This is a genomic window from Microcoleus sp. Z1_B2 (assembly GCF_036700325.1).
GTDB lineage: Bacteria > Cyanobacteriota > Cyanobacteriia > Cyanobacteriales > Microcoleaceae > Microcoleus.
In genome coordinates, this window is sequence record NZ_JAUBOQ010000010.1 from 90,214 (window position 1) to 117,000 (window position 26,787).

The window sequence follows — 26,787 nt, forward strand, 5'->3', positions numbered from 1 at the left end:
TCGATCGGTATCAAATATCGGCGCTGACGCACCCTACGCCTGTTGGCAAAGTCCGAAAAATTACCAATTAGTAATTACCAATTACCAACTCCTACATTTCCTGCATCAGCCGCAAGTAATTCTGCCGCATCTGCGTCATATTTTCCATCATTCTATTAGCCATATCTTTCTCAACATCGCTCATTTGCTGCCAAAATAAGGCAGATCGCCTCGCCATAATTGCTTCTTCCCATAGCATCTCCAAAAGTTGCGCCGCCATTGGGTTTTCAGCATCGATAATCCCACACAATTGCTGGAATGCCCGGTTGGCTTCACTGTGACTACCAACATCCTGAGCCAGCGTCAGGCATTTTTTGAGTTGGACGATCGGGTTTTCAGAAGAGTAAGCCATAATTTCACGAAGATAAGCTACAAAATTTACGCTGATACCTTTGACATTACTAGAGTTGTGACACAGCCGTACAGTTCCCTACATACCAGCGCCAAGGCAAATCCATGCCTTGAGAAATCCCGATCCGCGTAGTTTGGACAAAATTTATTGTACCCTCCTCCACAGCTTGCTGAAATTGCTCGCTCCGGTGTTCCAATCGCAGCGGTTGGCCTGCACCCAAGGGAAAACCGCTTAAAGTTCGATCGATCAGCAGTACCTTACACAGTTTCCCAGGCCCGGCGGCGAGGCGCGATCGCTTCTTCTCAGGAATTGCAGCGAATTCTTGGGGAACCACATCTACCTGCAAAGCTCGAATCAGCACACCACTAGCAACTCCCTCTGCATCCGTCACCACGTTAAAACAGTGATACATCCCGTAAATTAGGTAAATGTAGCTCATACCCGGAGGCCCGAACATCACCTCATTGCGAGGAGTGCGTTGTCGGTAAGCGTGACAAGCGGGATCTCCGGGCCCGTAAGCTTCGGTTTCGACAATCATTCCCCGAATCGTCTCGCCGTCAGGAAACTGCCGCACCAGCGAGCATCCCAGTAAATCTGGCGCTACGCTGGTAGATGGCCGCGCCAGCCAAAAAGATTCTACAATCTGAGTATTTGCACTCACTCAACAACAGCAGGTAAATTATGGACGTTAAGTTAGTTTTAGCAGTCTTGACAGCAGTTTTCACCGTTTGTTGTCTGTTCTTTGGCACAAAAAACGGATTCTACGATACTGACAAGTATCACGGTAACGGTTCTGCTCACTAATTTTAGGCGATTGTTAGTTGCTTAAAAAAACCGCCGCCTGTCAGTCAGTCGGCGGTTTTTTTTATGAACCACAGAGGCCACAGAGGACACAGAGAAAGAGAAACAGAGAGCGGAAAGAATGAAAAGAAGTTGACAAGTAATGACACACCAGATTGTTTTATGGGCTGCCATTAAGGGTGAATTTTGCCATCTGGCATTTGATTTTCTTGCAAGCTAGGATTCTCGAATTCGGCCCATCCCGGCAAATTTAAGCGAACTGTCGCTCGCCGCACTGTTTGGTTTGCAGCAATTCCTTGAGTTGCTTTTGTTGGTTATAAAAAATTAGATTTTTTGCCACAATAAATACAACTGCGATCGACAATCCAGCAGTAAATAAATTATTTATTTTCCTAAATATCCGAAAAGCTTCGCGGGCTTTGTCTCGCTGTTAAGAGATTTCTACAATAGTGCGATCGACCTCTCCACAATTCCCACAAAAAAATACAGGCATCTCCCACAAGCAGTCTGGCGAAATTAAACACCGCCTAACTTATAAATCCCGCCTCCTTTCCCTCGCTAGTGCTGCTTTGAGCTTGGCACTCGCCCCCCTCCGTCTGCTTCACTTTGCTTTGAGCAGTCCATAAACGGAATTTATTTTTACCCGAAGGCGCGCATTTGCATATACCTCCAGACTGAAATAAAAGAAACTTTATTTATATCCCTGGAATGAGTAAATCATCAAGAGATTTGAGGATGATTAATCTAGAAACGCAATACCGTACCTGCGCTGTTGATAAATTCTCAGCAACTACTTTTTTGGTCAAAATTGCTTTGAGAAATTAATTTACTCTAAAAACAGTTGGCAGCAGCTCAGGTTCCTTAACCTCGCCAGAACACACCCTACCTATAATCCCGACAATTCGGAGCGGCAATGAACACAATCAAACCCGAACCCAAAAGATCGCGCTTCATGGCTCTGCTGCTGACAACGCTGCTGACCTTTCCCTTTGTGAGTGCTTGCGGTTCTGACGAGCGAACTTACGCTCCCCCGCCTCCTGTTGACAACACTCGCGCTGGAGGAGTGCAAACTAATCGCGCCCCCACTCCTTCCCCACAAGCGAAAAAAGGACTGAGCAATGCTCAAAAAGTAGGGATTACTTTAGCAGGAGCCGCCGCCCTTTACTACATCTACAATCAGTACAAAAATAAACAAGAAAAGGGGCCGCAGGGAAAACATTACCTTTCCAAAAACGGTCGCGTTTACTACCGCGATGCCCAGAATCGCGCGGTCTGGGTAACGCCCCCGCCGGGAGGAATTACAGTTCCGGAGTCCGAGGCAGTGCGTTACCGCGAATTCCAGGGGTACAACAACCAAAATACTGGTCGAGACCTTACTAGCTTGCCTGAAGCTACAAGTCCTGTTCCGGCACAGTAGTCTAAGCATTTTAGATTTTAGATTGCAGGTTCCCTGACTTTCAATTAAATGTGGGATTCCCAATCTAAAACAGTCGTTTTTCAACACCTAAAAAAAGAGGAACTTTATCATGGTAGACGGATTTTTGCGGAAGTTAAAAGATGCGATCGTTGGGCCAGACAGCGAGCAATTCGATCCTGACGGCAATTACCAAGATGCCTCAAATCCCGGACAGTACGGCAACGTGACTCCAGCTAGCCAAGACCCCTACGGCGACCCCGCAGACTACGGACAGTACGGCAACCTGACTCCAGCCAGCCAAGACCCCTACGGCGACCCCGCAGACTACGGACAGTACGGCAACCTGACTCCAGCCAGCCAAGACCCCTACGGCGACCCCGCAGACTACGCCGGTACCGACTACGGACAGTTCGGCAACCTGACTCCGGCCAGCGAAGACCCCTACGGCGACCCCGCAGACTACGTAGCGGATGCTGGAATGTTCGGCAACCTGACTCCGGCCAGCGAAGACCCCTACGGCGACCCGGCGGATGAGGAAGGGTTTAGTTAACTACCAGCCGGGAAGTCTTGGGCGTATATTTAGAGGGGATTAATCAGAGCGCGGAACCCCGTACCCCGTTGGGAATTACTCCTTGGGATGAAAGGCTCGTCGGGTTTCGGTACCGAAACCGACAATTATTCTTTTATACCCCAAGATGCTCGGGAAATACTCTGATACTATATTAGCGAGTGGGGGTGGAACTACCTCACTATAAAAAGCCTTTGAAAAAAAGGAAAAAGAAGCCTGCGGTCTAACTGTACTCAGTTGACCGTCAGGTTTGTTCACTTGATTAGAGTCGATGCCTCAATTGCTTGAGGACACATCTCCTTCAATTAGGGTCGATGCCTGTGTTACCACACGACACCTCTGGTTCAGAACGCGGACGTGCAGCTTTCACTGCATCCGGCTCCTAGTCTGACACCTAGTAAGTCGGGTTTAACCCGCTGTTCGGACTCTCACCTGACCATGAACGGTCTGATGCTGGTGACATTCACGATGTAGAACTTCCAAATTTATAGGTTTCCAATTGTTATGGTTGCCGTCGATATGGTGTAGTTCTGCAATATCACCTGACATGAACGATATATTACATTCTGTACATTTGTGATTCTGTTTCTTGAGAAGTCGTGCCGTTATCCCATCGTAGTGAGCATTCTCTCGTTTTGACCAATAAACAAAATCGCCATCATAGGGTGATTTATCTCCCTTGACAATGACAAACTTGCAGGCTGACCAACTAACCGCAGGAAGTGCTCTTTTTATAACCTTATTGGTTTGATAACGGTTGTATCTTCCTTGTTTCCGAATGAATTTCCATAACCAATAGCGCAGTGACCACAGGTTGTGTTGACTCATATCGCAGAATCTATGGTAATTTCTCCACCCTCTTAGCACCGAACCACAGTTGTTGATTCGATGTTCGAGAGTGAAACGACTATCTTTTATCACTTTTTTAACTTTTGCCTTAATGCTAATTGTAGCTTTTTGACTTGGTGTTGAAATGAATTTACCCGACAGGTTTAACTGAGAAGTTCCACCCAAGGAAGTCGCAACCATCTGTACTATGTACATTTGTGACAAGTTAAGAAAAAGTGCAAATTGTCAAGGGGGTAGACCAACAAAGGTAAAATGGGATGAAACCTTTACCGGGCAAGCAGTTGAGCGATAATTGAACCAGTTATGAGTCGCAAAAAACGAATCAACCGAGATCATGAAAAGAAAAAAAACGTCCCCAAGTAGAAAATGAAGTAATCGCGAATCACCTGGAAGATTTATTAATTCCGGCAATGGCGGCCCAAAAAAGTTTTTATCGGCAACTAAATCTAAGAGATAGAATTCTGACACTACCATTAATGATGGCAGCAATATTAAGTTTATTATGGCGACCCGTAGCAGGAGTAACAGAATTAACCAGATTATTAAATAGAGAGGGATTTTTATGGTGTGAGCCACAAAAGATTAGTCAACAAGCATTATCGCTCAGATTTTTAACTTTGACCGCATTTTTATTTGAAAAAATATTTAAACAATTACTACCTCATTTTCGACAAAAATGGTTAACAAGAAAATCAAGACCATTACCAGATAGCGTACAATTTGCCTGAAAAAACTTTTAAAATATCTGGATAGCTGACGGCTCAACATTAGAAGCATTGTTTCGTAAACTCGAAATTTTATCAGATGTGCCAATTGGTCAATTAGCCGGAAAATGGGAGTAATCATAGACCTAGTAACTCATATTCCCGAAGAAATTTGGTTTGGGAAAAATCCCAAACAAGCAGATACTAATTGGGAGGAAGATTTACTAAAAACAGTTAAGCCTAAAACCTTACTATTATTGGATCGAGGCTTCTATCACTTCGCTTTTTGGTCACAAATAATCGAGCAAGAAATTGGATTGCTCACTCGAATTAAGAAAGGTGCATTTTATTAAATCGAGCGGGTATTAACCAATACTTATGATGTCAAATACCAGATAATTAAAATAGGTGCAGGCACAAAACAGACACCATATCTGACTATAATTTTAGTACAAATTAGCTCCAAGACTTCCTGGCGATTTTATCTAAAAACTGTCCGAAAACCCGAAGTATTGCCCCCTATGTAGTAGCAGATTTATATCAAAAACGCTGGCGAATAGAAAACGCATTTTGTACAGTAAATAGACTCCTAAATTTAAGTTATTTATGGACAGGTTTGTCCAACGGAATCCCGATCGAGATTTGGGATACTTGGCTATTTTATGCGGTTTTGGTAGACTTAGGAGATGCCGTTGCGGATGAATTAGGAGTGTCAATGGAACGTGTTTCATTAGAAATGATTTATCGGGGAAGGTCTCATTTTTCTGTGGCATATCAAAAAGGATTAGCTTCTGACCTAGTTAAGTATTTTGCCTACGCTAAAAATCAAGATGTAGGGATTGTTAAGCTAGGCATGAAAACCTCATGTCAGGCTAATTATTTCTCCTTTCCATGGAACTCAAAGAAGTCCCTAACAATTTTTTTTCAACAATAAAGGAACAAATGGAGTCATATTTTAATTGGGTCAACAGGTAAAATATGAGTAAGATTACTCATTGACAATAGTGCTTTTAGCTTAACTTGTGAGTAATGCTCAATTATCGATAAAAGAAACCTAGCTGACGCACCCTACTGAAGCCAATTAGTCCTAGGGTGCGTCAGAAGAGAGTCTCTTAATTATCGATAAAAGAACCCTAGCTGACGCACCCTACTGAAGCCAAAACCCCAATGATTCTAATGGGAATTTAACCTTGACAAACGGGCGGGTTTCAGGTTGAGATTCTCAACCGACTTGTTCGATATACTGAGCGAGATCGTCACGCAGGCGGCTGAGTTCGGCTTCGGTGGTGACGCGCACGCGATCGTCCCGAACCGTAATCAGCACTTTCGCAGCAAAAGGAGTTGGCCAGATATTCGGGTTGCAGAAAACCTCCAAAAAGACATCTCCTGCATACCGATATTCCATCGGTTTTTGGGGAGAAGCTTTAGCGCCAGCGGTTTTGGCTGCTACAGCTTTCAAGCTTTCCATCAAAGCTGCAATTTCGCTTTGCAAATCCCGCGCGGCTTGCGGGGAAAAGCTAAAGGAGACAGAACCTTCGACTAAATTCAGTGTCAGCGGAGAAAGAGACATGGGCAATGAAATTTAACATACTATTGTTAATGATAAAATATACAATAACCTAAAAGAAGTACCAGCCAACTAAATTGGGCGGCGAAACTGCTATTAATTAAAATTTGTCTCAAGAAGCTAGGCTAAATTAATGAATATAAATCTAGTCGCAAGCTAGATTCAGCAAGAGTTTTAACCTGTTATGACTTGATAAGCTTTAAACTAGAAACCAGAAAACTTGACGGCCGAGCGAGGAGATTTTATGGTTGCCGATAACCGTTCCGAAGTCCGCAAGGTTTTAATAATTACCTTATTGCTAAATTTGCTGGTGATGGCAATTAAAGCAGCGGTGGGATGGCTGACTGGTTCCCTCAGTTTGCTGGCAGATGCTTTGCACAGCGTCACGGACAGCGCTAATAATATTTTAGGATTGGTAACTAATCATTATGCCAATCCGCAGCCCGATCGCGATCATCCCTACGGACACCAAAAATTTGATGCTCTCGGAGCTCTGGGAATAGCTGCGTTTCTGGGAATTGCCTGTTTTGAAATTCTCAGCGGTGCTGTTGAAAGGCTGATTAACGGGGGTAAAGTTGTCAAAATATCCCCAAATGAACTGTGGATTTTGTTGATTGTACTGGGAATTAATATTTTTGTCACTTTTTACGAGCGCAGGGTTGGCCAACGTCTCGGTAGCGCGATTTTAGTGGCTGACGCTCAGCACACGATGAGCGATGTTTGGGTGACAATTATGGTCATCGGCGGGTTGATTGGTGTTTGGCAAGGGCAGGTTTGGAATATACCTCAATTACAATTCCTGGATGTGTTTTTGTCTTTTCCTGTGGCTATTTTGGTGTTTAGCAGCGGTTGGAAGGTTTTAAGGGAAAATCTGCCTTGGTTGGTGGATGAAATGGCGATCGCACCGGAAGTTATTCACGCGATCGCGATCGATGTACCGGGGGTTGTCAACTGTCACTCGATCGCCTCCCGTGGGGTTGTAGGGCGTCAAGTATTTATTGATATGCACATGATTGTCGATGCTGTCGATGTAGAAACTGCTCACGGGATTACAGAAGAAGTAGAAGCCCGTTTGGAAGAACGTTTCAGCCCTGTACGCATCTTAATTCACGTTGAGCCGCCGGCTTACGAGTCCGACCAAATTAGCTACGATGCTGAAAAATGAAGGCACAACCAGTGATTTTGACACGGATACACGGATTAATTGAAGAATCGGGAAAGTATTTTTACTTACCGCAATTCCTCCAATTTTTTAAATCCTATCAATCGGGTGAGAGCGATCGCACTTAATTTAGTAGCAGTTTTCCACAGGAAAAGGGGGGTTTTCCACAGAAATCGGCAAGTTTTCCACAATAACTTTGATAATTATCGAGCAAAAGACTATTGGTACAAGTTCCGAGTTTTTTGGATTTCTACGGCCATTTTCTGTCGCAAGTCCCAAGGTAGCAGAATTTCGACTTCTGAACCTAAAGCGCGCAACCACCTCAGCGGGTAGTAGTCTGTTTCTCGGTAAGTGACTTGGTAGTAAGCATCGTCGGTTGGGCGAGACTGGAGGATTTGTAAAAGTGCCGATCGATGTTCTGGGTTGGGAGTATATTGTGTGATTAATGTGGCGGCGCGATCGTACTCTATGGCGTTACAGGTAGAGTGAATGCTGATTCCCTGCATATAACTTTGATGAAAAGTGCGATCGAACCGTAATACCATCAGCGCAGTTTCTTTATAAAAATCGCAGCCCCAAGCTTCCTTTAACATATCGTTAACTGTTTTGGGAGTTGGCAGGTGATTTTCCTGATATTTTTCCTTGAGTAATTGGGGAACCCGATAATCTTGCCAATCCAAGGATTCTAGACGTTTTGAAATAATGCGATCGAGCCGATATTTGTACCAATTAATTTCACCTCTGGGGGTGCTGCCGTAGGCACACAAATATTTAGCTCGATCCATAAAGTAAATACAAACAGGATAAACAACGCACTCTTTAATCTGATTTTGATGAGCGCTGCGATAAGTTAATAGCAAAGGAGCGATATTTTGAGAATCCCACATTTCCTGCAACTCGCTCTGAAATTGATCGACAGCATCTTGCATGGGACTAGATTCGGGTACGAGATAATCAACGTACAAAAAAACGCGGTGATTATCTTCATCAACTACCTCTTCTGAAAATTGGTCGGCCAATAAAGGCAAACTTGGGTCGAGAAAACTAAACATCCCCAAAGTAGCAGCGAGATAAGCCTGTGTTTTTGGAGTCAAATTGGTGTCTGTATTGGGGTTTTCTGTTGGGCTGGAAATTGGCGGTATTTGTTCAACTCGGCGGTAGTTTTTACTTCTACCAGTCACGCTGGTTAATCGTTGTAGCAAATTCCGGCTTACCAATAAATCGAAGTCATTTTGCAGCGATTTTCGCACCTGAGCGAATAACTTTTCTGCTAAGAGCTTGTCTAAATCAGCATCGGTAATAGCTATTTGTTTTCGCAAAGAATGCCGCCACTCGTTTACAGATACATTCCCTTTTGTCAACCACTGTTGCGTTGTTTTGTTGCAGGCACAATTTTGGTCGGGATAGTTAAGAATATCTTCCTGCTTTTCATCTTTGTAATTTTTGCCAAAGAAAGCTTCGCGCCAATCAGCATAGGTAAAGGGGCTGCTAAGGGCAATATATCCCTCGTCGCTGTACAGCCAACTTACCAAAACCCATAACCTGATGGCGCGGGTGAGATTTTGCATTTGGTCGAGAGTTCCGTTGGCGAAATCCTCTAGGAGTCTGGGGTGTGGCGGATTGCGAAATGTTGGGTTCATGGTGGGTTGAGGGATTTAAATTGTGTTTTATAGCGTAAGGGCGATCGGAAGGGGGTGTTTCCGATAGTATGCAATAATTGGCGTACAAGTTGAGCAAGACGGAGAGACAGGCTTTATGAGTACATCTGAGTTCGACAAGTACAAAGTTGACCACCTGTTTTTGCTGATTGGCGAGAACCCTTTGCCTAACTATGTAGCAGCGAGACTTTTGTTAAATCCAGGAGGTACGCCCTACCTTGTGTATACGACTGGTACAGAGAAGCCAGCCAAGTGTCTGCAAACAATATTGAGTAGGGAACCAATTGGTTTAAAGACAGCTCAACTTGTGCCGCTCAACGATGGCGAAGCTGATGCCTATCAGATTCAAAAGGCAATTCGCTCTAAGCTAGAAACTATCAAGGATGGAAAAATTGGATTGAATTATACGGGCGGTACGAAGGCGATGGCTGTACACGCTTACAGAGCAGTTTTTAGCAAAGAGCTTCCCCAGACTGTGTTTAGCTATCTTGACCCGCGTAGATTGGAGATGTGCATAAACAGCGAGAACACTCCCATCAAACCGATCAAAGTTAAACCAGAAGTGCTGCCAGTCAAACTTGCCAAAGTGTTTCAAATACACGGATGGACGTGGCAAGACAAGTCAGATCCTATTGACAAGCCGGAATTACCTGAAGCTGCAAAAGCCTTTGCTGAATTTCATAATAATGGTGATTTAGTGCAACTATGGCGTGATTGGTGTAATGAAGTTTTGCGGAAAGCAGCAAGAGATGAAAAAGATAAAAATAAATGGAAAAAGGAAACTAAGCTAACAGAGATTTCTACTTTGAGCCTTGAGAAACTGAAGTCTAAGGAAAACATCATGAGTACCTTGAGTCACTTAGGAGTTGTGGGTGAAAATTTATCACTTCATGCTATCAAGGAGAAAGGAATTAAAAGCTTAGAATCTGCCTGTAAATGGTTAGACGGCGAATGGTTAGAGCATTATGTTTTACAACAAGTGCAAGAAATTCCTGAAGACTTATCTATTTACGATAGCGCTACTTCATTTTGGATTCGGAATCCAATCGATCCGAAAAATACTAAATTTCAGTTTGATGTTGCCTTCATGCGAGGATATCAGCTATTTGCGATCTCTTGTACAACGATCGCTCGTAAATCTGATTGCAAGTCGAAGCTATTTGAAGCTTACATCAGAGCGCGACAACTCGGTGGGGATGAAGCGCGAGTGGCTCTAGTATGTTGTGCTAGCGAAAAAGATGTTAACGCCCTTGAAACAGAAATTGTAAATGTTTTTAACCCGGCTCCCGAAAGTGGGCAAAGAAACCACAAAATCGCCGTATTTGGACGTGATGACCTAATGGATTTAGCGAGCAGGATTGCAGAATGGATTAAGCAAAATGATGAGGATGCAAGATGAAAAATTTTACTGTCACTGTACTAGACACAACAGGAATTCAACCCTACATTTTTGGTAGTAACCGCCTGCGCGAAAATATTGGTGCCTCTTACCTAGTTTCTCAGGCAACAGATGACTGGGCTAGAGAAGCTTTAGATACCTTCGCGCGCCAAGATATAAATCGCAAAGTTTATGCTTTCAATCCTAAATATCCTAAAAAGCATCAACCAGATGCCAAACCACGTATTGAAGATGATGGACTAGCTGCTGAATTAGTTTATGCAGGTGGCGGCAATACAGTATTGTTGTTTTCAGACAAGCAATATGCCGTGCAATTTACTCAAATTTTGAGCAAGCGAATCTTAGAAGAGGCACCAGGAATTAATCTTCTAGCTGTTCATCAAGAATTTGATTGGGATAGTCAATCTCTATATGATGTCGTTCAGAATTTGATGAAAAATGACTTAGATGCCAAAAAGCGCAGCCGGATACCCTCTGCACCATTGCTGGGTTTGGGTGTGACTGCAACTTGTCGATCGACTCAGTTAGTTGGCGTAAAGATGAGCGAGCCATTTGAGGATGACGCACCCTATCTTATTTCAACAGAGATTGATGCAAAACTCAAATTTGTTCCTCAAGCTAACGATAAGTTGCAACAAATGTTTGTCACTTCTTTAGGTTCCTATGAATTCCCTCTAAGAACAGACGAGATGGGTCGTTCTGAAGGAGATTCCAGCTATTCGGCTGTGATTCATGCTGATGGCAATGGTATGGGTAAACGCTTTCAAAAGTTTGGCAAAGATAAGTGTAATCGAGACTACATTATCGCCATGCGGGAACTATCCCACAGCGTCAATCAGGCTGGTATTGATGCGCTGAAAGAAGTGGTAGAGATACTGGTTAAATCAATTAAGGTAGATTCCGAGGGAAAAAGAAAAGTAAAGGGTCAGTTTGAGATCAAAGATAATTACTTGCCCTTCCGTCCTCTAGTCTACGGTGGTGATGACATTACCTTCGTTTGTGATGGAAGATTGGGATTAGAACTCGCGGCAATTTTTTTGCAAGAATTTGAGAAACAGCTAGTTGTAGGCAATGAAAATGGTAAAAATCCTCTCACTGCCTGTGCAGGGATATGTGTTGTTAAGACTCACTATCCCTTTGCACGAGCTTATCAACTAAGCGAAGATTTGTGTCGCAAGGCTAAAGGGTTTGTTAAAGATGAGAAAAAATTTGGTAAAAAAGATTTCTCAGCTTTGGATTGGCATTTAGCAGCCAGTGGATTAAGCGGTTCGATTTCTGAAATTCGTCAGCGCGAATTTCAAGTACCCGCAGGTAGTTTATCAATGCGGCCTATCAGTTTAAAAAAACAAATCGATAGCGATTGGCGTACTTGGGAGGGCTTCACAAAAGTAGTCAAACACTTCAATGAAGATGAGGAATGGAACGGTCGTCATAATAAGGTGATTGCTTTAAGAGATGTACTGCGACAAGGAATTGATGTAACTCAGAAGTTTCTCAAAAACTACAGAATAAAGGATGAGCAACTGCCAACTTTCCCAGAATCTAGTGGTCGTAGTGAGAATTTAGCTAAAGATGGTTGGCTAGATAGAGTTTGTGGTTATTTTGATGCCATTGAAGCAATGGACTTTTATATCTCACTGAGGGAACAATCAAATGCCGATTTACCAAATGAAAATCAAACTGCTGAGTGATACAACTTTTGGACGGGGAGATGGAGTCGCAGGTTTAATTGACCAAGAAGTCGAACACGATCCTTTTGGTTTTCCGTACTTGCGGGGACGTACTCTCAAGGGATTGCTGAGCGAAGAAGGCGATAACTTAATTGCAATGTTGACTAATCATCGCCCATCTTGGGAAAGAGTTGCTTGCGATTTGTTCGGTACGTTGGGTAGTACCATCGGGACAATGGGTGCAGTTCATGTAGGCGATGCTTGTTTGCCAGAGGATTTACGTCAAGCTGTTGCTTTCCAGATTAAGGATGAAACTTTAACAAAAACAGAGGTACTTGATTCGCTAACAACTATCCGTCGTCAAACTTCTATAGACCCACAATCTGGTACACCGGATGAGGGGAGTTTGCGTTCATTTCGTGTAGTTTTGCGCGACCTGTGTTTCACGGCTGACTTAATTTTTGAGAAGAGGCCAAGTGATGAAATGCTATCGCTTTTAGCAGTTGGTGCGTTGGCACTCCGACGCTTGGGTAGCGGACGCAATCGAGGTCGGGGTCACGTGCAATGTACGTTACATGATGATGCAAACGGTGATGACATTACGCATCACTATGCTAACTATTTTGCCAAAAAAATTAAGGAGAAAGTTGCATGAAAGCAATTACTTTAACATTACAAACTCAGCAACCAATTCTCGCCACTTCATTTCAAGGCGATCCCAACAGCGATGTATCGTACTCTTACATTCCGGGCAGTATGATTCGCGGTGCAATTATTGGGCGTTACATGAGGCAGCATCACTTGTCCGAACTGGATTTAACCAATAAGGATGTGAAGCGACTTTTCTTTGATGCCAATAGTACCCGCTACTTAAATGCTTATCTTTTGAGTTACGAAAAGCAACCGCAACGCACTCTTCCCCTACCTTTATGTTGGTTCAAGGATAAGGATGCAGAACTTAAGGAGGATTTACCTATAACTGTCTATGATTTCAGTATTGAGAGAGGAGACGATCCAGAAACTCCTAAATCTGTGGGTGAATACTTCTGGACTAAGGAACGGGGAGCGATAAAATTATACAAAGAAAAGCGACGGATTAATATTCATAATTTTCGCGATCGCCAAAAAGGACGTTCTACAGATAATCAAGGTGAAATTTTCCGCTACGATGCCCTAGATGCGGGACAAATCTTTCAATCAGTCATTCTCTGCGAAGATGAAGACGTAACAGCAATTCAAGATTTATTAGCAGAACCTAACTTATGGTTAGGAGGTTCTAAAAGTGCTGGATACGGACATACCAAGATTATCGATCCAAAACCTCTTAATGCTTGGAATGAAATTGGAGTTCCTGCAGAAAAACGCGAAGATAATGACGAAGTTTTAAACATTACACTTCTCAGCGACACGCTTTTAAGGGATGAATGCGGTCAACCTGTAGCAGATCCGATGTTAATCAAACAAGCTGTCGAGGAAGTATTAAACATCTCATTGCCTAAACCTAGCAATATTTTTGCTGATAGCACTTTAATTGGTGGATTTAACCGTAAATGGGGATTGCCTTTACCTCAAGTGCCAGCATTGGCAGCAGGAAGTGTGATGGTTTTTGAAGGTATTGAGATTAATGAATCACAAATTCAACAACTTGAAGATCGGGGAATTGGAGAGAGAAGAGAAGATGGTTTTGGTCGAATTGCTGCAAATGGGCTGAAAAATCTTCTTTTTTCAGCCAGTTTAGCGAAGTCATCTGATACATCTAGTTTGCCTCCCTTGAAAGATGAAGCATCAAGGCTTTTGGCTGAACAGATGGCACAAAGATTATTAGAGCAAAAACTAGAGGAGTATCTTCAAAAAAAGGTTGGACCTTTAAGCTTGGATGATGGCATCAGTAACAGCCAACTGTCAAGACTACAATCTGTTGCACGACAAGGGCTTCCCAATGGGGATTGTAGTTTAGTTATCTCGCTGCTAAACAACTTACCATCGAATGCTAAGAGTCAGTTCGATCGCACAAAAATAGGTAATGAATCAGACAAAAAATCCTTCAGGCAACAGCTAGACGAGTGGCTGGGGAATCCGACTGATTGGATTAATGGAATAGAAGTAAAAATTGCTGATGTAGAGCGCAAGTTTGATGACGATCGCGCCAGAGAGGATAAGCTAGCTGAAAAATATACGCTGCGGCTGATTATGGCGGTAGCGAAGAAGGCAACTAAGGAGAAAAAATGATGACTAAAGAACGTCTAAAGCGCTGTCACCGCCCGATCACCCAACGCATCATTGTACGGGGTACGTTAATCTTAGATACGCCGACTTGCTTGGGAAGCGGTGACGCAGAGAGTCCAACGGATATCGCATTGCTGAGAGATAGCGTGAGCGACTGTGCGCTTTTAACTGGTGCATCGATTGCAGGTGCTTTGCGAAACTACTTGCGGGAGTACCAACACGGATACGGTGTAGAGGAACAAAAGGGCGATCGGGCTACTAACTTATTTGGTGGTACTCGTCGCGATCCTGAAGGCGAACAAAGTCCATTAATTATCAATGATGCTATTAGCAGCACTATCCCGACTGTGGAATTAAGAGATGGTGTAGAAATTGAACTCACAACTGGCACAGCCAAACCAGGCCATAAATATGACGTGGAACTGTTAGCGGCAGGAACAGAATTTCCGCTCTACTTTGAATTGCTCATAGAAAAAAATAAAGCTCAGACAGAACAGCAACCATTAATTAATTGTTTAGCATTAGCCTTAGAAGGTTTAGAACGAGGTGAAATCAGTATTGGCATGAAAAAGCGGCGCGGTTTTGGTCGCTGTCATGTCAAAGAGTGGCAGGTTTGGAACTTTCATCTGGAAGATCCTGATGAGCGAATGGTATGGTTAAAGTTTGAGCATTGGTGTAGGGAGTTATTGCCCGATCGCGAAACTTATTCATCAATTGCTACAGCTCTGGGAGTATCATTAGAGAATGAGGAAGATAAGCGCGATCGCTTCCTCATCCACGCCGAATTCAAATTAGTCGGTTCTCTCCTGATCCGTTCCGGTCAAGATTCTACTGGACGCGCCCCTGATGTTGTACACTTAAAATCTCATCGACATAACGAAACTAATCCAGTATCAGTATTATCTGGTACGAGTTTAGCAGGAGTATTACGACATCGTGCTGAGAGGATTATTAATACCCTTGAGAAGCCAACAAGCATCATTGATGAAGTATTTGGCCCTGACTTTAGCAAGGATAAAAGCAAACAGGCAAAAGCAAGCCGTTTAGTTGTCCATGAAAAAGTTATCAAAGATGCAACTGAATTAGTACAAAATCGGATTGCGATCGATCGCTTTACAGGTGGTGCGTATCACGGTGCATTATTTGAGGAACAACCTATCTTTGGTGGTGATAAAACCATTGTCACTATTGAACTAGAGTTACGCAATCCATACAACCATGAAATTGGATTATTGTTACTCTTGCTGAAAGATTTATGGACAAGTGATTTACCTGTTGGAGGTGAAAGTAGTATCGGGCGGGGAAGGTTACAGGGAAAAAACGCAACCTTGACCCAGTATATCTGGGATCGGGAAAAAAAGTTACAGCATAAAGAGGTATGGACGATCGATCAAACAGGTGAAAAAGAACCCCTTGTAGTGAGCGATTCTGGTAGATTAGAAAAATTTGTTCAAAAATTAGTCAATTATCCAACTGAGGTATTGAATGCTAATGAATAAACCCGATTGCAAAACCCTTGAAGATACTCAGGATATTATGGATACGCCTTCTTTGTACAACTGGTTACAAGCTAAGGCAAAGCAGTATCAATTTCAAAACTTATTAGCTCATGGTGACGATAGAGTAATTTGGTTATTAGCTCATGCTGATGATGGAGTAATTTGGGGTAAATTTAGAGGCGATGACTACAAGTTGGTGACATCAGGAGATGAGGATGTATTTCCCCAATTGGCTAAATTGCGATCGCCTACTCTCCAACAATGTCGAATCTTTGGTGAAAATGCTGAAGTTATGCTTTGGAAAGTCGGTCAAAACTGGAAAGCACGTCTAGTTCAAGATGACAATAAACCAGAATGTCTACCAGATGAAGATCAAATCCTTTGGGGAACTCAAGTTGAGAAAGAATCAAATGGATTTAGTTTAGTTTCCGATGGTTCTCAAGGATTAAAACACGCTGTACCTTTAACTGCGATTACTTTGAAAGGTAAAGATTCTCGCCCCTTACGTTTGAAAGTACGTCATTATATTGATTATGATGAGAGCGGTGTAGCCAGAATTTATCTGAGTCGCCTGGTAGATTTATATTCTCATCCAAAAAAGTAGATTGTAGTAACCAGTTATGTAATTTCAAAAACACTTGTTAAAATAGGAATACATTGCATCAAGGAGGGAATTATGATCGCCAATCGTGAACAAGATCAAAAAATGACGGCGGCAGAATACCTAGTATGGGAAGCCAAGCAGGAACTTCGCCATGAATACATTGACGGCGAAATTGTAGCGATGACAGGAGGCTCTCTACCTCATAATGACATTGCTCTTAACTTATACAGGGCTTTGTACCCTCATTTGCGTGAGAGGGGCTGTCGAGTTAATGTGTCAGATGCGAAAGTTCAGGCTCGTAAAAATAGTCGCTATTTCTATCCCGATTTAGTTGTCAGTTGCGATCCTGATGACTTGAAATCACGAGAATTTATTCAAAAACCGAAAGTTATTGTTGAGGTTCTTTCTCCGGGTACAGCCAATTACGATCGCACCAAAAAACTCAAATATTATCGCCAGATTCCGAGTTTGCAAGAATATGTCTTAGTTGATTCAGAAGAAATAGTAGTTGAGGTTTATCGTCGAGGAGAAGGTAAAATGTGGCTTTATTATGAGTATGAAGCTGGGGAGGCGATCGCTCTAGAAAGTATTGAGTTTGAATGTGCGATCGAACTTTTGTATGAAGGGGTTAGTTTTGAGCAAGAGTCAGAAGATAAATAGAGATTAAGTTAATTCACAGAATATTAAGGAGATTGAACTATGAATCCCAAGCATATCAAGAAGATTGAACAAGTCGATCGTATAGCTAAAGCACCCTACAACTTTGTTGAATTACCTGAAAAAGTTGTTGAAGCAGAGGATTTACCAAGTGGCGATCGCTATCATCCAGACCGACATACTGGAAAAATTGAATGCACTTTAACAACTAAATCTCAACTATACAGCCGTTGCGGTTGGAGTCCCGAGGATTTTGCTAAATACTCAGAACCTCCCACACATAAAACAAAAGAAGAAAGAGAGCGATGGGAGAATGACGAAAAAGCAAAGTGGGAAAAGGAAAGACGAGAAATTCTTGCTGCCTTCTTTAGTTACCCGGGCGGTAATCTTGCTGCCATATCTGGTAGTAGTATACGCGGGATGCTGCGAACTCTAGTTGAAATTGTTAGTTTTGGAAAAATAGATCGTGTTTCAGAGCAACAGCGCTTTTTCTTTCGAGCCGTTGCTGCCGATCAAGACGATCCGCTGAAGGAAGAATACAAGAAATATGTCAAACCCAAAAATATTAAAGCTGGGTACTTGGTAGAAAAAGCAGATGGTTGGTTTATTCGTCCCGCTATGCCTGTTGATGAGGCTCCCTTCGTCTGGGTTAAAGAGGATAACTTACGGTCAATCTCGGATTTTATTCCAATGAGCCACCTATCAGATTATAGACCTCAGTATTTTATGAATATTAGTTTTGAAGATATCTATACAAAAAAAACTCGTCGGTTTGCGGGGAAAGTCAGTAACAATTGTACAACCTATAAATATCAAGGAGTTGTAGTGACTAGCGGCAATATGCTGGAAGCAGGAAATAATCCCGGCGATCTCAAACGTCAGAATCACTGCATTATCCGAGAACCAAACCCAAAAGCTGAACCCATTCAAATTAGTGATGATGCTATTCGGGACTATTGTAGTGCTTTAACTCCTTTTCAGAAGCAAGAACCGCGATTCGATCAATATAAGGGTGTTTTAAAAAATGGTCGTTGTATCTTCTACTGTCAACCCCAAGCTGGACAACCAGTGACGCTATTTGGTCAAAGTCCTAACTTTCGGATTCCTTACTCTCCTCAAGGTAATGGAAAAGCTTCAACGGCACGAGATTTTATTCCCGATTTCCTGAAAGATTCTAAAGATAAACCCGCAATCACTGATATAGCTGAAGCTATTTTTGGCTTTGTCCGACGTGACAAGCAACCTGAAGGAATGGAACAAAGTCGTGCTGGTAGAGTGTTTATAAGTGATGGTATCCTGAAGCTACATCAGGAGGAGAAGGTGCAGCAAAGCCTGAATCAAGAACCCAAACCTATTCTGTTATCTAGCCCAAAACCTACAACTTTTCAGCATTACCTGGTTCAACCACCAGAAACAGGGGCAAAGAAGAGTCAACTCAAGCACTATGCTAGTAAGCCATCAACTGATACAGAAGCAGGAGAAACTGTTATTCGAGGACATAAGTTGTACTGGCATAAACCTGCTCAGATTGAAGTTCCTAGCGGCGCATCAGATAGCCAAACGAGTTTAATTAAACCGATTGATGAAGGTATTCAATTTTCATTTACCATCTACTTTGAGAACTTAAGTCAAGTAGAGATTGGTGCAATACTGTGGGTATTAAAAATTGCAGAAAATGAGAAATACTGCTTTTCTCTAGGTATGGGTAAACCTTTGGGGATGGGTGCTATCAAGGTCAAAATTGATAAGCTTAGGTTTGGCGATCGCACTCAACGCTACAACACATTATTCACCGATCGCAATAGCTGGGAGCATGGAGAGACTAACACTGATTCTGAATCCGAAGAGTGCAGAAAAGCATTTGAGAATTATGTACTGGAGAATATTCACGAAAATGACCATCCAGAGGGACATAAAGCTACCAGCCTAGATGAGCTTCCGCGAATCGAAATGTTATTGGCAATGTTGCAATGTGAAGGTTTACAAAACTCACTCCATGCTGAGTATATGACGATTGAACCTAACGAGTACAAAGAGCGCAGAGTGCTACCAACTCCGTTACAAATAGCACGAATCGATGATAATCGCAGAGTCGCTCCAACTTTTTCACCAAGTACGCTACCAAGTGTTGTAGTTAAGTCAGAACGGCAAGTGGAAATTGCTAAAGCTGTTAAGTCAAAAAAGTTTGAGATTGGACAAATTTTGGAGGCTACTGTAGCTCGCATCAACAGCAATCACGTAACTTATCATATGTTGGAAGTCTTAAAGCTTACGGAGAAGGAGCCTAAAAAAGCAGCTTTATTGAGAGAAGGACAAGCAGTTCATGTAAAGATTACTGCTCTCAAGGAAGATGGGAGTATTAAAAGTGTCAAATGTGTGGATTGATTCGTGGTTCCCATAATAGCGATCCCACTTCCAAGTTTTTGGACACAGGCTTTACTTACACCAAAATGTTGGGCTAGTTTTCTAATTTATGTATCACCTTGTTGATACGCTTTAACTATTTTTTCACGAAACTCTATCTAATAACGTTTCATTTTTGACCCTGATATACTGAATACCTTGTAGCACATATAAATGGAATATGCTAGATGATTAGAAATACCGATCGCAACTAGGACAACCGTACAACATGGGTGGGAGTTGTGCGGACAAGCTTTACTTTCTAAAATGTTAGAGAAGAAGGCAGGCACGACACGGATTGACACGGATACACGGATTAAGTATTGAGCGTGATTTACTTTAAGTAGCGTGCGTCAGTTAGCATGATTTTTCCTACAAACCAACAATCTCACAACTAACGCATTTTGCAACAAATGGTGCGTCAGAATCACACCTTCTATGCTGACTAAGAATCTCCAACCTGACGCACCCTACCCATCTTATCTATCTTTAGAGTGGTGACATAATTGTGAAGTTTCGCATAATTTGTTGGCGCGGGGATTTTTTAGGACAATGCTCGATATGAAACTTTTAAAATTAAAATCAATGCTGGCGGCGACGATCGCGATCGCCTTTTGTTTAATTGCGATCGCCAGCTACGCCCAAGCCAACAAAACTTTAACACTGGCGACTTCCCCAGACTACCCGCCCTATGAATTTAAAGATACGGCTGTTAGTGGCAACGAAATTATCGGTTTTGACATCGATATTGCCAAATATATTACTAAAAAATTAGGCTACGAGCTGAAAGTAATTGGCATGGATTTTAACGGCTTAATTCCCGCTTTGCAGGCGGGCAGAGCCGATTTTGTGATGGCTGGAATGACTCCCACAGCAGAAAGGAAAAAAAATGTTGCTTTTTCTGACCTTTACTACGAAGCTCAAAATACAATTGTCGCCAATAAAGGCAGCAATTTGACCAAAGCTGAAGATTTAGCCGGGAAAAAAGTAGGCGTTCAACTCGGAAGCATTCAGCAGGAAGCTGTGAAAAAAATGCCCGGTGTGCAACTGGCTGCTCTCAATAGAATTCCTGATATCATTCAAGAAATTAAATCGAACCGCATCGCCGCAGGAGTGATCGAGGATACTGTCGCTACGGGTTATGCCGCAGCGAACCCGGACTTGGAATTTAACACAATTCCGAATACTGAAGAAAGCGGTTCGGCGATCGCCTTTGGGAAAGGTTCGAGATTAGTTCCAGAATTCAACCGAGTCCTCCAGCAAATGAAAGCCAGCGGTCAAATTAAGGAACTAGCTACTAAGTGGTTTTCTCGGCCGATTCCGCAAGAATCTGCTCAAGCAAATCAGCCTGCGGTAGCCTCCAAGTTCGGGTTAGATTTTGGCAAAATATTGCCGAGTTTGCCTTATATTTTGTCCGGGCTTTGGGTAACGCTAACTTTTACCTTGCTGTCGGCATTTCTCGGATTTATCTGGGGAATCGTGCTGTCTCTGTTTAAGATTTCTAGCATTAAACCGCTGGCTTGGTTCGGTACTGCTTATACTTCTATTTTTCGAGGAACACCGCTAATTTTGCAGTTGACTTTAGTTTATTTTGCAACGCCGCAGCTTACGGGCTATAATATATCGGCGCTGCAAGCTGGTGTGATTACTTTTTTCCTGAATTCTGGGGCTTATATTTCCGAAACAATCCGCGCCGGAATTCAAGCCGTAGATAAAGGTCAAAAAGAAGCCGCAGAATCCCTTGGTGTTCCCTACAAACTGATGATGGGCGATATTATCTTGCCCCAAGCGTTGAAAAATATTTTGCCTGCATTGGTGAATGAAAGTATTGCTTTGCTGAAGGATTCAGCTTTAGTTTCAGTAATTGGCGTAGAAGACTTGCTGCGCCGCGCTACAATTGTGGGAGCCGAAAAGTATATTTACTTTGAACCTTTGATATTTGTCGGCGCAATTTATTATTTGATGGTGCTTAGTTTAACTTGGGGGGCCAATGTACTCGAACGCAGACTCCAAACTAGCAGTTAAGGTCGATCGCCTGTATAAATCTTTTGGCAATCTGAAGGTTTTGCGCGAGATAACTACTGAAATTCATCAAGGAGAAGTGATTGCCATTATCGGCCCTTCGGGGTGCGGCAAGTCTACTTTTTTGCGGTGTTTGAATTTACTGGAAATTCCGACTTCGGGGCACATATACATTGACGGGGTGGATATTACTCTGCCGAAGGTAGATATTCTGAAAATCCGCCAGAAAGTGGGGATGGTTTTTCAGCATTTCCACTTGTTCCCGCACATGACTGTGCTGCAAAATGTGATGTATGCGCCTGTAAAGGTGAAGCAGGTGGCTAAGGATGAGGCGCGTCTGAAGGGGTTAGAATTGCTGGAAAAAGTGGGTTTGTCAGATAAGGCGGAGGTTTATCCTTCTAAGCTTTCGGGGGGACAAAAACAGCGGGTGGCGATCGCCCGCTGTTTGGCTATGGAACCGGAAATTTTGTTGATGGACGAACCGACTTCTGCACTCGATCCTGAAATGGTTAAAGAAGTCTTAGATGTGATGAAAGCTTTGACAAAAACTGGAATTACAATGGCGATTGTAACTCACGAAATGGGTTTTGCGCGGGAAGTCGCGCACCGGATATTGTTTCTGGATGGCGGAAAGGTGGCGGAAGATGTGCCGCCCCAGGAGTTTTTTAGTAACCCGAAGTGCGATCGCGCCAAGCAATTTCTGGAAAAAATGCTTTAATCTGATATCGCATCCGCAATTAAATAGGTTTGTTGTTCGATCGCACATAATCTCACCTTCTCAGCCCCGCACCCTACAATCACGAGAATATTTAGTTTTAAATTCACCTTTTTTTACTGTGCCGATCGCGCTGGCGATCGAGTTTAGCTAAAAATGCACCCGAAACATCCGCCAGAATGCTAATTATCCGATACAAAGCCACGGCACCCAGAATTATACCCGTAGAAAAGCGATCGGAAAGCAGGGCGATCGCCGTTGCTTCAAATACTCCCATTCCCCCCGGTGCTCCCGGTACGACTAAACCGACAACAAACGCAAAACAAAAAGCACCAAACAAGTTGGGAATATTGCTAAATTCCACCGGAGTTAAAGCCATTACCGTTAGCAAAAAACCGCAGCCCCGCAATCCGATAAAACATATTTGTCCGATTAACGGCACTAAAGGATAGCGTTTAATTGGCAAATTAATTTTGCGGTTTGACTTGACACTCGATGTTTTTTTAGTTAAAGTGGAGGTAGACTCTAAACGCAAAGTTTGTCGCTCGCCCCGATCCTCCCCAACTTCTGAATTTTCCCCATTGTTCTTGGATAACTTCAACCGCTCTACAAATAGGACGATCGGATTTAAAATTCGGGGATGAATCGCCGTTAAAATAGCAGCACAACCGACAATTCGCAAAAACCAATTGAATTTGTCAAAACAAATCAACCCAATCAAAACGCCAGCAGAAGCCATCAGCAGCGGTTCCAGCAACACGCTGAGAGTAGCAGCTTTAGGGAAAATGCCTGCCTTTTTGGCGTCCAATATTCGACCCCAAAAATGCCAAATATTCCCCGGCAAATACTTGGCAATATTAGTTTTGAGAAAAACTTGAATCGCCCAGGCAGCAGTTACAGGTTGGCGGAATTCCCGCAAAATCAACATCCACACCCAGCCGACAAAAATTAGAGAAAGTAAAGTGACGCCAAGGGCGATCGCCAGCAACGGAAAACTTTCGGCTCGAATTTGGATATTCGCGACTTCTCGCCAGTGAGTTAAAAAAGCTTTGGCAATAAATAAAAACGTCCCGCCTAAAATCAAATAGCGCAAATAAGGCTTTAAATGCGACTTCGCGATGTTGAAAAAATTCTGAATTCGATGCAAGTGTTGTTTTCCCATTTTCTGATCCCGATTTTGAATTTGGGATTAAGTTATACTGTTTGAGATTTTATATTTTAGAGCGGCTAAGGCGGAATTGTGGTTGATTTACACGGCATGATATGACGGAATAAATCTGTTTAACCTGAGATGTTGCACCCTTGTCAAGAATGGGCTCTCCGGCCCGTTCCACAATAACTCAACATTTTTGTGGCACAGGCCGAAAAGCCTGTTCCTAAACGGGCTCTCCGGCCCGTTCCACAATAACTCAACATTTTTGTGGAACAGGCCGAAAAGCCTGTTCCTAAACAAGTAATTGAGAAGGGTGGAACATCTTAGTTTAACCTAACCTATGCACACCTCTACAGACTGTGCGTAATGCCCGCCTTACAGAGTATTTAGGGCACTTTTAACCACAAACTTAAATTTAAAATCTAAAATTTAGATCGATATACCTCGCTAGGAGTACATTTCTATGCCCGGCCCGAGCCCTGACGGTTTTTCCTATCTTTTAGATGATAGCCCCAATAGTTTCGCCTTGACTCCGGGCTTTTTGACTCCTTATCCTAACGGACTTTTTGCCCTCGGCGGCAACGATTTTATTGTCGGTTCGTCGGATGCCGAAATAATTAGCGGTGATAATGGTAACGATCGCATTCTCGGCGGTGGCAATTCCGATACCCTCTTCGGGGGTGCGGGCAACGATTTGCTTAACGGTGGTGCCGGCGCAGACTTCCTGTTTGGCGATGCTGGCAGCGATACCTTGCAGGGAGGTAAGGGAGATGACGTGCTCAACGGCGGCGACGGCAGCGACGTTTTAGTGGGCGATGGGGGTAAAGATACGCTGACAGGGGGTTTGGGCCCAGATACCTTTGTCCTCCGCAGCGACTCCGCAGTCTCCGATCCGGCTGCGGCAGACGTGATTACTGACTTTAACAGTTTTGTGGATTCGATCGGACTGACTGACAATCTTACCGAAGCTGACTTGATTCTCGAAGAAATATCGATCGCCCCCGGTATTTCCAATACATTAATTAAAATTCGTCAATCCAATGCTATTTTAGGCTTGGTAGCCAACGCATCTCCACAAGACCTCGCCAATACATTCATCTCTGCAACTACCGTATTAGGCAACCAACTGGATCAAGCTCGCGATTTAGGCGTTTTGGGCGGCACTCAAACGATCGCAGACTCGCTTAGCAATGCCCGGCCAGACGGCCTTTACCGCTTTACTTTGCCTGCAAATAGCGACTTTAAATTAACTGTCAGCGGTTTGACTGCGGATGTTGATGTTGCTCTAATTAAAGATATTAACGGCGACAATTCTATTGACTTCACCGATATTATTGCTTCTTCTCAACAACCGAATTTATCGCCGGAAGCGATCGACATCAACGGTTTAGCCGCAGGAACTTACTTTGTCCGAGTTTATCAATACCAAGGCAGTACAAATTTCTCCCTCAATCTGTCTGCAACTCCTGCAACTGTTTCTCCTAACAATCCGAGCAACTTGCAAGGTTTTGACTCTCGTTTTGGGTTCGGTTTGGTGAATGCAGCGGCGGCAGTTGCCAAAGCTCAAGGTACTGCAACTTTTCCTGATGTTCCCGACTTGGGGGGCGACGAGTGGGGCAGAGATTTAATTAAAGCTCCAGAGGTTTGGGCCCAGGGCTTGACTGGAGACGGAATTGTGGTGGCAGTTATTGACAGCGGAGTTGACTACAATCACCCGGATTTGACGGGGAATATTTGGAGTAATGTCGGGGAAACTGGCGTTGATGCGATCGGTCGCAATAAAGCTAGCAACGGGGTTGATGATGATGGCAATGGCTTTGTTGACGATTTCCGAGGATGGGATTTTGTCAATAACGATAATGACCCTATGGATGATAACAATCACGGCACTCATATATCGGGTTTAGTTGCTGCGAAAAAAGATGGGGTTGGGATTACTGGAACGGCTCCGACTGCGAAGATTATGCCTTTGAAAATACTTAATGGAGCAGGGGTGGGTAAAATTCGGGATGAAATTAATGCGATTAATTATGCGGTGGCAAATGGAGCGAAGATCATAAATGTGAGTTTGGGCGGCCTACAGTTGAATGCTCAAGAATTGGATGCGATTCGAGCGGCTGAAGCTCAAGGCGCGATCGTGATTTCGGCTGCGGGAAATGATGCTCGTCCACAAGTAGATTATCCGGCTCGGTTTGCCAATGAGGTAGGAATTGCTGTCGGTGGTGTTACCCGAAATGGCTTGTTTGGGGAGTATTCTAACCGGGCGGGTTCGCAAGCAATTAATTATTTTGTTGCTCCGGGTGGCGACGGTGGTAGGGCGGATTCTGGTGATGTTTATTCAACTGTGGCGCTTTCTCAACCGGGGATTCCCTATCGATATTTTTCCGGTACTTCAATGGGAGTGCCACAAGTATCCGGCGTGGTAGCTTTGATGTTGCAAGCTAATCCGAATCTGACTCCTGCTGATATTAAGAGGATTCTTGCGGAAACTGCGAATCGAGCTGTTTGAATTAATTGATAATTGGTAATTGGTAATTGGGAATCGGTAATGGGATTGACATACTGTTAGCAGATTTCGTAGGGGCGGGTTTCACCAACAATATCGAATTTCTACTAACAATATACCTAAACCCGCCCCCACACAACTAACAATCTACATCAACATGGATTTGTATTGAATGCGAAAAATGTACCAGGGGTTTACCGTGGGATAGGGGCGGGTTTTATAGATTGTTAATTAACCTAAATATTGTTGGTGAAACCCCCCCCTACAAGCCCAATTAAAAATTGGCGGCGTAAGTTAAGTCAAATTGGCGGCACAGGGTGATGCAGCAGTAGCTTGGTCGATCGAATACTAACTCGTAATTCATCTGGCCGTCTATTTTGGTGATCGGCTGCTTTAAGGGGATGCCCTGAATGTCGTATTGACGGCGTTCTAAGGCACTCCAGTCGATAATTTTGAAGTCGATTTGGTTCTGTAACTCACTTGCGATCAGATATAGGTGCATCTTGTCTTGAACTTTCCCAGTCAGGGGAACTTTTATTAACACTGACTGGGTGACGAGGGGTTTTTGGTCGTTGGGATGCTTCTGGGTGTGGCAGCTTTTGAATTCTATATCGTAAGGTTCTACCTTGAATTTCTCTCCACTGGCGATCGCAGATGAGTGCAAATCTTTCAGGCACTTTTCTAGGTGAGGAATCAGCCCTAAGTCTGGATCGCACAGCAGTTTACGAATGTTGGAGGTTTCAGTGACTGTCATTGGAGATTTTTGATGTTATTTTTTTATTCTTAACTTTTAGCTTACCACTAAAAGCAAACCTA

The 26,787-nt window shown here is 43.3% G+C and carries 26 protein-coding genes; 19 read left to right on the plus strand and 7 right to left on the minus strand.

Going from position 1 to position 26,787, the window contains the following annotated elements:
- Positions 1 to 91: 91 nt before the first annotated feature.
- Together QT984_RS07940 and QT984_RS07945 are read right to left on the minus strand one after the other, a co-directional pair.
- Positions 92 to 391, minus strand: coding sequence for a hypothetical protein (locus QT984_RS07940; RefSeq protein ID WP_333051735.1), 300 nt, complete (start codon positions 389 to 391; stop codon positions 92 to 94).
- A 49-nt stretch (positions 392 to 440) separates the two neighbouring features.
- Complete coding sequence (locus QT984_RS07945; RefSeq protein ID WP_333209862.1) at positions 441 to 1,052, minus strand: DNA-3-methyladenine glycosylase; 612 nt, start codon at positions 1,050 to 1,052, stop codon at positions 441 to 443.
- A 20-nt stretch (positions 1,053 to 1,072) separates the two neighbouring features.
- Here QT984_RS07945 and QT984_RS07950 point away from each other — a divergent pair, with 20 nt between their 5' ends.
- From QT984_RS07950 to QT984_RS07960, 3 genes are all read left to right on the plus strand, one after another.
- Entirely contained in the window at positions 1,073 to 1,195 is a 123-nt protein-coding gene (locus QT984_RS07950) for a hypothetical protein (RefSeq protein ID WP_006633228.1), read from the plus strand.
- A 910-nt stretch (positions 1,196 to 2,105) separates the two neighbouring features.
- Positions 2,106 to 2,609, plus strand: coding sequence for a hypothetical protein (locus QT984_RS07955; protein ID WP_333051730.1), 504 nt, complete (start codon positions 2,106 to 2,108; stop codon positions 2,607 to 2,609).
- A gap of 109 nt (positions 2,610 to 2,718) precedes the next feature.
- Positions 2,719 to 3,159, plus strand: coding sequence for a translation initiation factor (locus tag QT984_RS07960; protein WP_333051727.1), 441 nt, complete (start codon positions 2,719 to 2,721; stop codon positions 3,157 to 3,159).
- A gap of 426 nt (positions 3,160 to 3,585) precedes the next feature.
- Here QT984_RS07960 and QT984_RS07965 read toward each other — a convergent pair whose 3' ends face one another.
- On the minus strand, positions 3,586 to 4,206 hold the full coding sequence (locus QT984_RS07965) for a group II intron maturase-specific domain-containing protein (protein WP_333051724.1): 621 nt from the start codon (positions 4,204 to 4,206) through the stop codon (positions 3,586 to 3,588).
- Between the two features lie 230 nt (positions 4,207 to 4,436).
- Here QT984_RS07965 and QT984_RS29760 point away from each other — a divergent pair, with 230 nt between their 5' ends.
- The 3 genes from QT984_RS29760 to QT984_RS29770 all read left to right on the plus strand — a co-directional run bounded on the left by QT984_RS29760 (position 4,437) and on the right by QT984_RS29770 (position 5,664).
- Complete coding sequence (locus QT984_RS29760; RefSeq protein ID WP_445243037.1) at positions 4,437 to 4,754, plus strand: hypothetical protein; 318 nt, start codon at positions 4,437 to 4,439, stop codon at positions 4,752 to 4,754.
- A 104-nt stretch (positions 4,755 to 4,858) separates the two neighbouring features.
- A complete protein-coding gene (locus tag QT984_RS29765) occupies positions 4,859 to 5,083 on the plus strand; it encodes a hypothetical protein (RefSeq protein WP_445243038.1) in 225 nt (74 codons plus the stop codon).
- Positions 5,084 to 5,346: 263 nt separating this feature from the next.
- Positions 5,347 to 5,664 (plus strand): hypothetical protein, encoded by a 318-nt coding sequence (locus tag QT984_RS29770; RefSeq protein ID WP_445243039.1) that lies wholly within the window; start codon positions 5,347 to 5,349, stop codon positions 5,662 to 5,664.
- 288 nt (positions 5,665 to 5,952) lie between these two features.
- Here the strand turns inward: QT984_RS29770 and QT984_RS07975 are convergent, their stop codons facing one another.
- Positions 5,953 to 6,300: a hypothetical protein gene (locus QT984_RS07975; protein ID WP_015174783.1), complete on the minus strand. Its 348-nt coding sequence runs from the start codon at positions 6,298 to 6,300 to the stop codon at positions 5,953 to 5,955.
- 241 nt (positions 6,301 to 6,541) lie between these two features.
- Here QT984_RS07975 and QT984_RS07980 point away from each other — a divergent pair, with 241 nt between their 5' ends.
- Positions 6,542 to 7,462 carry a cation diffusion facilitator family transporter gene (locus QT984_RS07980; RefSeq protein ID WP_333270230.1) on the plus strand — a complete coding sequence of 307 codons (921 nt, stop codon included), beginning with the start codon at positions 6,542 to 6,544 and terminating at the stop codon, positions 7,460 to 7,462.
- Entirely contained in the window at positions 7,459 to 7,587 is a 129-nt protein-coding gene (locus QT984_RS07985; protein WP_333209864.1) for a hypothetical protein, read from the plus strand. Before QT984_RS07980 ends, QT984_RS07985 begins: the two co-directional genes overlap by 4 nt.
- Positions 7,588 to 7,677: 90 nt before the next feature.
- On the opposite strand, the gene QT984_RS07990 is transcribed toward QT984_RS07985, so the two are convergent.
- Positions 7,678 to 9,099: a TIGR03985 family CRISPR-associated protein gene (locus QT984_RS07990; protein WP_333373726.1), complete on the minus strand. Its 1,422-nt coding sequence runs from the start codon at positions 9,097 to 9,099 to the stop codon at positions 7,678 to 7,680.
- 115 nt (positions 9,100 to 9,214) lie between these two features.
- Between QT984_RS07990 and QT984_RS07995 the strand changes: the two genes are divergently transcribed.
- From QT984_RS07995 to QT984_RS08040, 10 genes are all read left to right on the plus strand, one after another.
- On the plus strand, positions 9,215 to 10,516 hold the full coding sequence (locus QT984_RS07995) for a Card1-like endonuclease domain-containing protein (RefSeq protein WP_333051717.1): 1,302 nt from the start codon (positions 9,215 to 9,217) through the stop codon (positions 10,514 to 10,516).
- A complete protein-coding gene (locus QT984_RS08000) occupies positions 10,513 to 12,207 on the plus strand; it encodes a Cas10/Cmr2 second palm domain-containing protein (RefSeq protein WP_333373729.1) in 1,695 nt (564 codons plus the stop codon). The genes QT984_RS07995 and QT984_RS08000 overlap by 4 nt, the downstream gene beginning before the upstream one ends.
- Positions 12,170 to 12,841, plus strand: coding sequence for an RAMP superfamily CRISPR-associated protein (locus QT984_RS08005; protein WP_333373733.1), 672 nt, complete (start codon positions 12,170 to 12,172; stop codon positions 12,839 to 12,841). The genes QT984_RS08000 and QT984_RS08005 overlap by 38 nt, the downstream gene beginning before the upstream one ends.
- Entirely contained in the window at positions 12,838 to 14,415 is a 1,578-nt protein-coding gene (locus QT984_RS08010) for an RAMP superfamily CRISPR-associated protein (RefSeq protein ID WP_333373736.1), read from the plus strand. Before QT984_RS08005 ends, QT984_RS08010 begins: the two co-directional genes overlap by 4 nt.
- Complete coding sequence (locus QT984_RS08015) at positions 14,412 to 15,911, plus strand: RAMP superfamily CRISPR-associated protein (RefSeq protein ID WP_333373739.1); 1,500 nt, start codon at positions 14,412 to 14,414, stop codon at positions 15,909 to 15,911. The genes QT984_RS08010 and QT984_RS08015 overlap by 4 nt, the downstream gene beginning before the upstream one ends.
- On the plus strand, positions 15,898 to 16,515 hold the full coding sequence (gene csx19, locus QT984_RS08020; protein WP_333270247.1) for a type III-D CRISPR-associated protein Csx19: 618 nt from the start codon (positions 15,898 to 15,900) through the stop codon (positions 16,513 to 16,515). Before QT984_RS08015 ends, csx19 begins: the two co-directional genes overlap by 14 nt.
- A 72-nt stretch (positions 16,516 to 16,587) precedes the next feature.
- Positions 16,588 to 17,175, plus strand: coding sequence for a Uma2 family endonuclease (locus QT984_RS08025; protein WP_333231249.1), 588 nt, complete (start codon positions 16,588 to 16,590; stop codon positions 17,173 to 17,175).
- 39 nt (positions 17,176 to 17,214) lie between these two features.
- On the plus strand, positions 17,215 to 19,557 hold the full coding sequence (locus QT984_RS08030; RefSeq protein WP_333051699.1) for a TIGR03986 family type III CRISPR-associated RAMP protein: 2,343 nt from the start codon (positions 17,215 to 17,217) through the stop codon (positions 19,555 to 19,557).
- Between the two features lie 579 nt (positions 19,558 to 20,136).
- On the plus strand, positions 20,137 to 21,600 hold the full coding sequence (locus tag QT984_RS08035; RefSeq protein ID WP_333373743.1) for an ABC transporter substrate-binding protein/permease: 1,464 nt from the start codon (positions 20,137 to 20,139) through the stop codon (positions 21,598 to 21,600).
- Positions 21,566 to 22,315: an amino acid ABC transporter ATP-binding protein gene (locus tag QT984_RS08040; protein WP_333209882.1), complete on the plus strand. Its 750-nt coding sequence runs from the start codon at positions 21,566 to 21,568 to the stop codon at positions 22,313 to 22,315. The genes QT984_RS08035 and QT984_RS08040 overlap by 35 nt, the downstream gene beginning before the upstream one ends.
- Positions 22,316 to 22,418: 103 nt before the next feature.
- Here QT984_RS08040 and QT984_RS08045 read toward each other — a convergent pair whose 3' ends face one another.
- On the minus strand, positions 22,419 to 23,474 hold the full coding sequence (locus QT984_RS08045; protein ID WP_333209884.1) for a UPF0104 family protein: 1,056 nt from the start codon (positions 23,472 to 23,474) through the stop codon (positions 22,419 to 22,421).
- Between the two features lie 454 nt (positions 23,475 to 23,928).
- Here QT984_RS08045 and QT984_RS08050 point away from each other — a divergent pair, with 454 nt between their 5' ends.
- On the plus strand, positions 23,929 to 25,974 hold the full coding sequence (locus tag QT984_RS08050; protein WP_333051688.1) for a S8 family serine peptidase: 2,046 nt from the start codon (positions 23,929 to 23,931) through the stop codon (positions 25,972 to 25,974).
- 271 nt (positions 25,975 to 26,245) lie between these two features.
- On the opposite strand, the gene QT984_RS08055 is transcribed toward QT984_RS08050, so the two are convergent.
- A complete protein-coding gene (locus QT984_RS08055) occupies positions 26,246 to 26,725 on the minus strand; it encodes a hypothetical protein (RefSeq protein WP_333243723.1) in 480 nt (159 codons plus the stop codon).
- Positions 26,726 to 26,787: the final 62 nt, after the last annotated feature.